Below are 9064 nucleotides of genomic sequence, written 5' to 3' on the forward strand. Positions count from 1 at the left end.
GGCAGCATAGCCTAGTTGGCTGCCAGCAGCCTATCCATCAGCCGATCCGCTGCTTCCGGAATAACGGTTCCCGGCGGGAAGATTTCCGCGGCACCCGCCTGCAGCACCGCGTCATAGTCCTGCGGCGGGATGACGCCGCCGGCGACGATCAGCATGTCGCCGTGGCCGAGTTTCTTCAGCGCATCGCGCAATTGAGGGATCAGTGTCAGGTGTCCCGCCGCCAGCGATGAGGCGCCGATGATATGGACGTCATGCTGGACCGCCAGTTTGGCGATCTCTTCCGGTGTCTGGAACATCGCGCCGACGGTGACGTCGAAGCCGAGATCGGCGAAAGCGGTGGCGATCACCTTTTGCCCACGATCGTGGCCATCCTGCCCCATCTTGGCAACGAGGATGCGCGGCTTGCCGCCGTTTTTCTTCTCGAAAGCGCTAATCTTGTCCTGCAGCCCGTCGACCACGGGATTGTCGCCAAGCGCCTTGCGATAGACGCCGGAAATGGTCTGCACCGTTGCAACGTGGCGGCCAAAGGCCCGTTCCAGCGCAAGCGAGATTTCGCCGACCGTGGCATTGGCCCGCGCGGCGCGGACGGCGAACTCCAGGAGGTTCTCATTGCCTTGCGCGGCGCGGGTCAGCGCATCGAGCGCGCTTTCCACCGCAGCGACATCGCGCGTGCCCTTCAGCCGTTGCAGCTTCGACAGTTGCCGGGCCCTGACCTCGGCATTGTCGATCTTGAGCACATCGACCTCGATGTCGTTCTCGGGGCGATGCGCGTTGACGCCGACCAGCATCTGCTCGCCCGAATCGATGCGGGCCTGCGTGCGCGCCGCCGCTTCCTCGATGCGCAGCTTCGGAATGCCTTGTTCGGTCGCGGCGGCCATGCCACCGAGAGCCTCGACTTCCTCGATATGGCTCAGTGCGCGCGCTGCCAGATCATGCGTCAGCCGTTCCAGATAGGCCGAGCCGCCCCACGGATCGATGATGCGCGTGGTGCCGGACTCCTTTTGCAGGATGAGCTGCGTGTTGCGGGCGATGCGCGCCGAATGGTCGGTCGGCAGCGCCATCGCCTCGTCGAAGGAGTTGGTGTGCAGCGACTGGGTATGCCCCTGGGTCGCCGCCATCGCCTCGATCATGGTGCGGATGATGTTGTTGTAGGGGTCCTGCGCCGTCAGCGACCAGCCGGACGTCTGGCAATGGGTGCGCAGCGACAGCGAGCGCTCGTCCTTCGGCGCGAAATTCTTCTTCATCAGCGTCGCCCACAGCAGGCGCGCGGCCCTGAGCTTGGCCACTTCCATGAAGAAGTTCATGCCGATCGCCCAAAAAAAGGACAGGCGCGGCGCGAAGCGGTCGATGTCGAGGCCCGCCGCGACACCGGCGCGGGCATATTCGATGCCGTCGGCGATCGTATAGGCGAGCTCCAGGTCGGCTGTCGCACCGGCTTCCTGCATGTGATAGCCGGAGATCGATATCGAATTGAACTTCGGCATGTTCTTCGACGTGTAGGAGAAGATGTCCGACACGATCCGCATCGAGGGTTTTGGCGGATAGATGTAGGTGTTGCGGACCATGAACTCCTTCAGAATGTCGTTCTGAATGGTGCCTGCCAGATCCTTCTGCGCAACGCCCTGTTCTTCCGCCGCGACGATGTAAAGCGCCATGATTGGCAGCACAGCGCCGTTCATCGTCATCGACACCGTCATGTCGCCGAGCGGAATGCCGTCGAACAGCTGCCGCATGTCGAGGATGGAATCGATGGCGACGCCCGCCATGCCGACATCGCCGGCAACGCGCGGATGGTCGCTGTCATAGCCGCGATGCGTGGCGAGATCGAAGGCGACCGACAATCCTTTCTGGCCGGCGGCAAGATTGCGCCGGTAAAAGGCATTGGACTCTTCGGCCGTGGAGAAGCCGGCATATTGCCGGATCGTCCAGGGCTGCTGGACATACATGGTCGGGTAGGGGCCGCGAACGAAGGGCGGCAGGCCCGGATAGGTGTCGAGATGCGGCAGGCCCTTGAGGTCGCCCTGATTGTACAGATGCTTGACGACAAGCCCTTCCGGCGTTGTCCGCTGGCCCTTGACCTCGACAGGCGCGCGGCGCGGCGGCGCCCAGCCGATTTGACTGAAATCCGGAATCAAGAGGCGGCCCCGATGGATTGGTCGATGCGGACCGGAAACAGCGGTTCGCACAGCACGACGCCTTCGGTGAAGGCAGGCCGCTGCTTTGCATCCAGCGTCTCGACCGGGCGCTCGCTCTTCTGCGGATAAAGTGTGGTGCCGATGATGGCCCGCTCACCCGCCTTGAAGGCGGCGTCGCGCCGGGCGGCCGCGGCGTGAACGCGCTGTTGGATGTGTCCGTCCCGAAGGCTCGACAATACGCCTCCTTCGGCCTCGATCGCCTGCAGCTCCGCCCAGGCGGCTTCGCAAAGGTCTGCCGTAAGCGCGTCGACTGCGCCGGACCCATAGGCGGGATCGGCGACGTGATCGACATGGCTTTCATTGGCTATGATCAACTGGGCGTTGCGCGCGACGCGGCGGGCAAAAGGCGCCGGCAGGCCGTGCGCCATCGTGTGCGGCAGGATGGAGATCGAATCGGCTCCTCCAGCCGCCGCCGCGAAGCAGCTGATCGTCGTGCGCAGGATGTTGGTTTCGGGATCCAGCGCCGTCATCATGCGGAATGATGTCTCCGCATGGATGTTGGCCGTGGAGTTGGGGATCGAGCAGGTCTCCTGCACACGTGCCCACAGAACGCGCAAGGCCCGCACTTTGGCCATCGAGAGGAACTGGTCCTGGTCGACGCTGAGCGCGAAGCCGATATGCGGCGCGGCATAGACCAGCGGTTGCCGTGCCTTCTCGAACATTCTGAGATATGAGACCGCCGAAGCCAGCATGATGCCGAGTTCCTGCGCTTCCGTGGCGCCGGCATTGTGGAAGACGCGGCCGTCCGCTTCCAGCAGCACGCCGGGAACGCCCATCGAGAAGAAATGCGCCAGCGACTGGGGCATCGATTCCTGCAGCGCCTCGATCGACATGCGCAGCCGGCCGGTGCCGGCAAGGATCGCCGCCGGATCGATGCCGAAGGACAGGTTGAGCTTTGCCGGATCGGAGCGGCGCTTGCTGAGGAACGCCACCAGCCAGTCGGCCATGGGGCGGCTCCACGGGTGCGTGTCGATGCGGATCTGGATCCGATTGAGAGGCACGCCCTCCAGCACTGTTTCCAGCGCCTGAGCAGTCCTCGGCAGGCCGTAGCCGAATGCGTTCGGGGCTCCTTCGAAGACGAGCGACAGTCCTGTCGCGCCCTGTGCGATATCGTCCAGAACCTGGGCCTTGGCGCGATCGACGTTGGGATCGTCGACGCGTTGGCTGACGATCCAGGGCGATCGGGGATTCGTGCGCACGAGCGGTTCGGCCCCGGTCGCGCGGTCATAAAGGGGCTCGATGCGGATGGCGTCGTCGGTGTGCGAAACCAGCTTTTCCTCGAAGGACGCGCCTGCCAGTGCCTTTTCCGCCAGGGCCAGCCATCGCTGGCGCTCGGCGCCAACTGGTTCAACATCCTTGGTCAAGGCTCCGGCGCCCATCCATCTTCCTCGTTCATATGGCCGCACCAGCCGGGCGGTTCAGTCTACGGTTCCCGGTCGGTTATCGCAATGCGCATCCCGAGCCTGAATTCGATCCACCTGATATAGGTCGGCTTGCATGGACGAACCATGAACGATTGCCAAACACCAGCAAAATCCGCAAGTTCCAAAATCCGATTTCGACGATAGGCCTGATCGGGACGGTTGGCCCCGCTCTGGACAATTGGCATTGTCGCTGTGCAACAGCCTCACTATACCTTCGGGCAAAGGCTGGCTTTTGACACATCAGTTTGCGGAGACCCGACATATGGCTGACGACACCAGTATTTTCATCGGCGCCAGCCGCAAGCCCGACGACAGCTATCAGCGCCCGGAGCAACTGCTGCTGCAATATGGGAATCGCCACGGCCTGGTGACCGGTGCCACCGGCACCGGCAAGACCGTCACCTTGCAGATCCTGGCCGAAGGTTTTTCGAATGCCGGCGTGCCGGTGTTTTGCGCTGACATCAAGGGCGACCTGTCCGGTATCGCGATGATGGGCACGGCGCAGGATTTCCTGGTCAAGCGGGCCGCGCAGGTCAAGCTCGACCCTTACGACTTCCAGGAATTCCCCGTCATCTTCTGGGACCTCTTCGGCGAGCAGGGCCACCCCATCCGCGCCACCATTTCGGAAATGGGACCGCTTCTCCTGTCGCGGCTGATGAACCTGACCGACGCGCAGGAGGGCATCATGAACATTGCCTTCCGCATTGCCGATGAAGAAGGCCTGCTGCTTCTCGATCTCAAGGACCTGCAGGCGTTGCTTGCCAACATCGCCGAGCGCGCCGAGGAGATCAGCGCGCGCTACGGCAATGTCACCAAGCCATCGGTGGGTGCCATCCAGCGCACGCTGCTGGTGCTGGAGCAACAGGGCGCGGCCAACTTCTTCGGTGAGCCGGCCCTGCGCATCTCCGACATCATGCGCACCACACGTGACGGCCGGGGCGCCGTCAGTGTGCTGGCCGCCGACAAGCTGATGATGAATCCGCGCCTCTACGCGACCTTCCTGCTTTGGCTGATGTCGGAGTTGTTCGAGGAACTGCCCGAAGTGGGAGATCCCGACCAGCCGAAGCTGGTGTTCTTCTTCGACGAGGCGCATCTGCTGTTTGACGAGGCGCCGAAGGTGCTGATCGACCGCGTCGAGCAGGTGGTCCGCCTGATCCGCTCGAAAGGCGTCGGCGTCTATTTCGTCACGCAGAACCCCCTGGATATCCCGGAAAAGGTCCTGGCCCAGCTCGGCAACCGCGTCCAGCACGCGCTGCGCGCCTATACGCCGCGTGAGCAGCAGGCGGTTCGAACGGCGGCGGAAACATTCCGCCCCAATCCCGATTTCGACTGCGCCATCACCATCACCCAGCTCGCCACCGGCGAGGCGCTGGTCTCGACGCTGGAGGCCAAGGGCGTGCCGTCCATGGTCCAGCGCACGCTGATCAGGCCGCCGTCGTCGCGGCTTGGACCCATAACCCCCGCCGAGCGGCAAAAGCTGATCGCGGAAAGTCCGGTCACTGGCCAGTATGATCAGGTCATCGACCGCGAATCGGCCTTCGAGATCCTGCAGAAAAAGGCCAAGGACGCACAGGACGCCGAGCAGCAGGCGCAGCAGGCAGGCACAGGCGGCTCGCGCTGGACCATACCGGGTTTCGGCAATGACGATCCCGCGCCGCAGTCCGGTGGCCGACGCGCGCCGGCGCCGCGCCCCTCCAATCGCCAGACCGTGGCGGAGGCCGCGATCAAGTCGGTGGTGCGCTCGGTGGGCTCGTCGGTCGGACGGGCGATCGTGCGCGGGATTTTGGGAAGCCTATCGAGAGGCCGTTAGACCTTAGCGCCGCGCGTTCCCTTGAACGCGGGGTGCTAAGCATCTGTATAGGCGCTGTCGGATCAGAAGATCGCGTCCGTCACCGCCTTGACCGGGCCGAGCAGCACCGATCCGTCCGGCACGCCGGCGTCGATCGGGATCGCCTTGTGGTTCGCCGTTGCCGCCGCCGCCATTGGCTGGCTGGCATCGCTGGTCACGATCACAGGGGTTTTCGAGGGCACGCGGTCATAGAGGTCGATGATGTCCTGGTTTATCAGGCGCACGCAGCCCGACGACACCGACTTGCCGATCGACTTCCATTCCGGCGAGCCGTGTAGGCGGTAAAGCGTGTCCACATTGCCCTGGAAGAGATAGAGCGCGCGCGCGCCGAGCGGGTTCTTCAGCCCGCCAGGCATGCCGCCATTGTCGGCGCTGTATGGCTTCAATTCCGGCTGCCGGGCGATCATCTCATCCGGCGGCGTCCATTTCGGCCATTTCTGCTTCCACTGGACGACGGCGTCGCCCGACCATTCGAAGCCGGCACGGCCGAGACCGACGCCGTAGCGGATGGCCTGGCCGCCCGGACGAACCAGATAGAGGAAATGGCCCGTCGTATCGACGACGATGGTTCCCGGCTTCTGCCCGGTCGGGTCGGGAACGATCTGGCGCAGGAACTGCGGATCGATCCTGTCGAAGGGGATGGCCGGCAGGTCGAAGCCGCCATCGCTGACGGCCGCGTACATCGACGCATAGTCGGCGAGCGGCGGCTCGACATAGGTCGGCGGCGGAGGCTCGACCGGTCCCGGCCCGGTGGTGGCGCATGCGGAAACCGCGACCGATGCGGCGCCCAATGCTGCGGCGTTGAGAAAGCCGCGACGGCTCAGGCGATAGGATTCGGTTATGGACATGGCTGCCTTCTTTAGGACTCAAATTGCAACAAAGCGTGAATACGCTTGCCGCCACGCGGGTGCCTGACAACACCTGAGGCGATAGGCGGTTCCGATTCTGGCCCGAACGTGGACAAACAAAGGCGAAGCTGTGACTGCGCCGCCACTGTGGCGCCTAGGTCACAGCTCGACAGCTCAGGCGGTGACCAACGCCTCGAGGGTCGGCAGGATCAGGGCCGGCGGAAAATCCCGGTATTCCTCGGGCTGATTGGAGCGGTTGATCCATACGGTGCGGAAGCCGAATTTGGTGGCGCCGGCAATGTCCCAGCGATTGGAGGACTGGAAGGACACCGCGCCGGGATAGAGGCGCCAGCCTGTGGCAACCATGTCATAGACCGCCGGGTCGGTCTTGAAGCGCCGCACCGTATCGACCGAATAGATGTCGTCCAGAACCTGATCGAGCGCGGCCGATTTGACCGCCGCTTCCAGCATTTCGGGCGAGCCGTTCGAGAGGATCGCCAGTCTGGCTCCGGAGGCCTTGAGTGCCTTCAGCACTGCCGGTACCTCCGGGTAGCAGTCCAGCCGCCAGTAGGCTTCCAGCAGTTTTGTCCTGAGGCCGGGATCGGCGGAGGGGACCTTGCGCAAGGCGAAGTCGAGCGCCTGCTCGGTCAGCTGCCAGAAATCGGCATAGGCGCCCATCAGCGAGCGCACCCAGGAATATTCGAGCTGTTTGGCGCGCCAGATTTCGGACAGCAACTGGCCGTCCGGGCCGATCCGGTCGGCATGCCGGCGCACGGCGGCATGCACGTCGAACAACGTGCCGTAGGCGTCGAAAACATAGGCGGCGTATTGCATGGCGACAGTTTTGAGGCGAGGCGAGGCAAGGTGCAAGCCTTGATTGCACCGCTGCGCCGCTGGCATCAACAAAACTCCCCAATGCCCGTTGACGGCGACGGCCAAAGCATCATCCAATGTTGTCACACAAGATTGATCGGAACGGGATGACGCGATGACACTGGCGGCAGCGGCGCAATCCGCGACATGGACTTTCGTCGACGGCGACTGGTACGAGGGCAATGTCGCCATTCTAGGCCCGCGCAGCCACGCCATGTGGCTCGGCACCAGCGTGTTCGACGGGGCACGCTGGTTCGAGGGCGTGGCGCCCGACCTCGACCTCCATGCCAGGCGGGTGAACGCCTCGGCGATCGCGCTCGGCCTCAAGCCGAACATGTCGCCCGAACAGATCGTCGGGCTGACCTGGGACGGATTGAAGAAGTTCGACGGCAAGACGGCGGTCTATATCAGGCCGATGTATTGGGCCGAGCATGGCGGCTACATGGGCGTGCCGGCCGATCCCGCTTCGACCCGTTTTTGCCTCTGCCTCTATGAATCGCCGATGATCTCGCCGACCGGGTTTTCGGTGACGGTGTCGCCGTTCCGGCGCCCGACGATCGAAACCATGCCGACCAACGCCAAGGCCGGGTGCCTCTATCCCAACAATGGCCGCGCCATCCTCGAAGCCAAGATGCGCGGCTTCGACAATGCTTTGGTACTGGACATGCTGGGCAACGTCGCCGAGACCGGAAGCTCCAACATCTTCCTGGTCAAGGATGGCCACGTGCTGACGCCGGCGCCGAACGGCACCTTCCTGTCCGGCATCACACGCTCGCGCACGATGACGCTGCTGGGCGAGTACGGATTCAAGACGACGGAAAAGACGCTGTCGGTGCGCGATTTCCTCGAAGCGGACGAAATCTTTTCGACTGGCAACCACTCCAAGGTGGTGCCGATCACCCGCATCGAGGATCGCAATCTGCAACCCGGCCCGGTGGCCAAGAAGGCGCGCGAGCTTTATTGGGATTGGGCGCATTCGCCGTCGGCCGGCTGACGCGCTGGTTCGGCCTTTTGTGGCTGCGCGCTTCGCCGCAGGAAAACCGTGTGACAGTTTTCCGGAACCCGCCTAGAAAGGGAACCGGCGCTTCACTTCCGGAGTTGTTCCAGCTCAATCCAGTCCTATCTTAATCCGGTATCCACACCGGATTTTTTCCACGAGGGAGTACTACCCATGGCTTTTGAATTGCCCGCTCTGCCCTACGACTATGAGGCCTTGCAGCCTTACATGTCGAAAGAGACGCTGGAATATCACCACGACAAGCATCACAAAGCCTATGTCGACAATGGCAACAAGCTGGCCGCCGAGGCCGGAATGGGTGATCTGTCGGTCGAAGAGGTGGTCAAGCAGTCGTTCGGCAAGAATGCCGGCCTCTTCAACAATGCCGCGCAGCACTACAATCACATCCATTTCTGGAAGTGGATGAAGAAGGGCGGCGGCGGCAACAAGCTGCCGGGCGCGCTGCAGAAGGCTTTCGACAGCGATCTCGGCGGCTACGACAAGTTCAAGGCTGATTTCATCGCAGCCGGCACGACGCAGTTCGGTTCGGGCTGGGCCTGGGTTTCGGTCAGGGACGGCAAGCTGGCGATCTCGAAGACCCCGAACGGCGAAAACCCGCTCGTCCATGGCGCCTCGCCGATCCTCGGCGTCGACGTCTGGGAACACTCCTATTACATCGACTACCGCAACGCCCGCCCGAAATATCTCGAGGCATTCGTCGACAGCCTGATCAACTGGGATCATGTGCTGGAGCTCTACGAAAAGGCGAAGTAATCGACAATCAGAAAGGCCCCGGCAATCTGAACTGACCCCGTAAAGTTGGACGGTTCATTGATGTGGTGAGTTTAGGGGCTGGATCCTGTATTGCACAGGGGCCA

The 9064-nt window shown here is 63.1% G+C and carries 7 protein-coding genes; 3 read left to right on the forward strand and 4 right to left on the reverse strand.

The genetic code is table 11. From position 1 onward, the window contains the following. Positions 1-11: 11 nt before the first annotated feature. Both scpA and FJV83_RS36195 read right to left on the reverse strand, forming a co-directional pair. Positions 12-2135 (reverse strand): methylmalonyl-CoA mutase, encoded by a 2124-nt coding sequence (gene scpA / locus FJV83_RS36190; RefSeq protein ID WP_142875454.1) that lies wholly within the window; start codon positions 2133-2135, stop codon positions 12-14. After that, complete coding sequence (locus tag FJV83_RS36195; RefSeq protein WP_142885054.1) at positions 2132-3574, reverse strand: methylmalonyl-CoA mutase; 1443 nt, start codon at positions 3572-3574, stop codon at positions 2132-2134. Before FJV83_RS36195 ends, scpA begins: the two co-directional genes overlap by 4 nt. 307 nt (positions 3575-3881) lie before the next feature. On the opposite strand from FJV83_RS36195, the gene FJV83_RS36200 reads away from it, so the two are divergent. Next, positions 3882-5429 carry a helicase HerA-like C-terminal domain-containing protein gene (locus FJV83_RS36200; RefSeq protein ID WP_095770797.1) on the forward strand — a complete coding sequence of 516 codons (1548 nt, stop codon included), beginning with the start codon at positions 3882-3884 and terminating at the stop codon, positions 5427-5429. Positions 5430-5491: 62 nt separating this feature from the next. On the opposite strand, the gene FJV83_RS36205 is transcribed toward FJV83_RS36200, so the two are convergent. Both FJV83_RS36205 and FJV83_RS36210 read right to left on the reverse strand, forming a co-directional pair. Beyond that, a complete protein-coding gene (locus tag FJV83_RS36205) occupies positions 5492-6316 on the reverse strand; it encodes a L,D-transpeptidase (RefSeq protein WP_142885055.1) in 825 nt (274 codons plus the stop codon). A gap of 174 nt (positions 6317-6490) precedes the next feature. Beyond that, complete coding sequence (locus FJV83_RS36210; RefSeq protein WP_095770795.1) at positions 6491-7150, reverse strand: haloacid dehalogenase type II; 660 nt, start codon at positions 7148-7150, stop codon at positions 6491-6493. Between the two features lie 154 nt (positions 7151-7304). Here FJV83_RS36210 and FJV83_RS36215 point away from each other — a divergent pair, with 154 nt between their 5' ends. Together FJV83_RS36215 and FJV83_RS36220 are read left to right on the forward strand one after the other, a co-directional pair. Next, entirely contained in the window at positions 7305-8183 is an 879-nt protein-coding gene (locus FJV83_RS36215) for a branched-chain amino acid aminotransferase (RefSeq protein ID WP_095770794.1), read from the forward strand. Between the two features lie 177 nt (positions 8184-8360). Next, positions 8361-8960, forward strand: a complete 600-nt coding sequence (locus FJV83_RS36220; protein WP_142885056.1) for a superoxide dismutase — start codon at positions 8361-8363, stop codon at positions 8958-8960. Positions 8961-9064: the final 104 nt, after the last annotated feature.

This window comes from Mesorhizobium sp. WSM4307, from assembly GCF_007003945.1.
Taxonomy (GTDB): domain Bacteria; phylum Pseudomonadota; class Alphaproteobacteria; order Rhizobiales; family Rhizobiaceae; genus Mesorhizobium.

Excerpts from the sequence above, each read along its gene's own strand:
- FJV83_RS36210 (WP_095770795.1), bottom strand. The coding sequence starts at position 7,150 with ATGCAATACGCCGCCTATGTTTTCGACGCCTACGGCACGTTGTTCGAC.
- FJV83_RS36195 (WP_142885054.1), bottom strand. The coding sequence starts at position 3,574 with ATGGGCGCCGGAGCCTTGACCAAGGATGTTGAACCAGTTGGCGCCGAG.
- FJV83_RS36215 (WP_095770794.1), top strand. The coding sequence starts at position 7,305 with ATGACACTGGCGGCAGCGGCGCAATCCGCGACATGGACTTTCGTCGAC.
- FJV83_RS36200 (WP_095770797.1), top strand. The coding sequence starts at position 3,882 with ATGGCTGACGACACCAGTATTTTCATCGGCGCCAGCCGCAAGCCCGAC.
- FJV83_RS36205 (WP_142885055.1), bottom strand. The coding sequence starts at position 6,316 with ATGTCCATAACCGAATCCTATCGCCTGAGCCGTCGCGGCTTTCTCAAC.
- FJV83_RS36220 (WP_142885056.1), top strand. The coding sequence starts at position 8,361 with ATGGCTTTTGAATTGCCCGCTCTGCCCTACGACTATGAGGCCTTGCAG.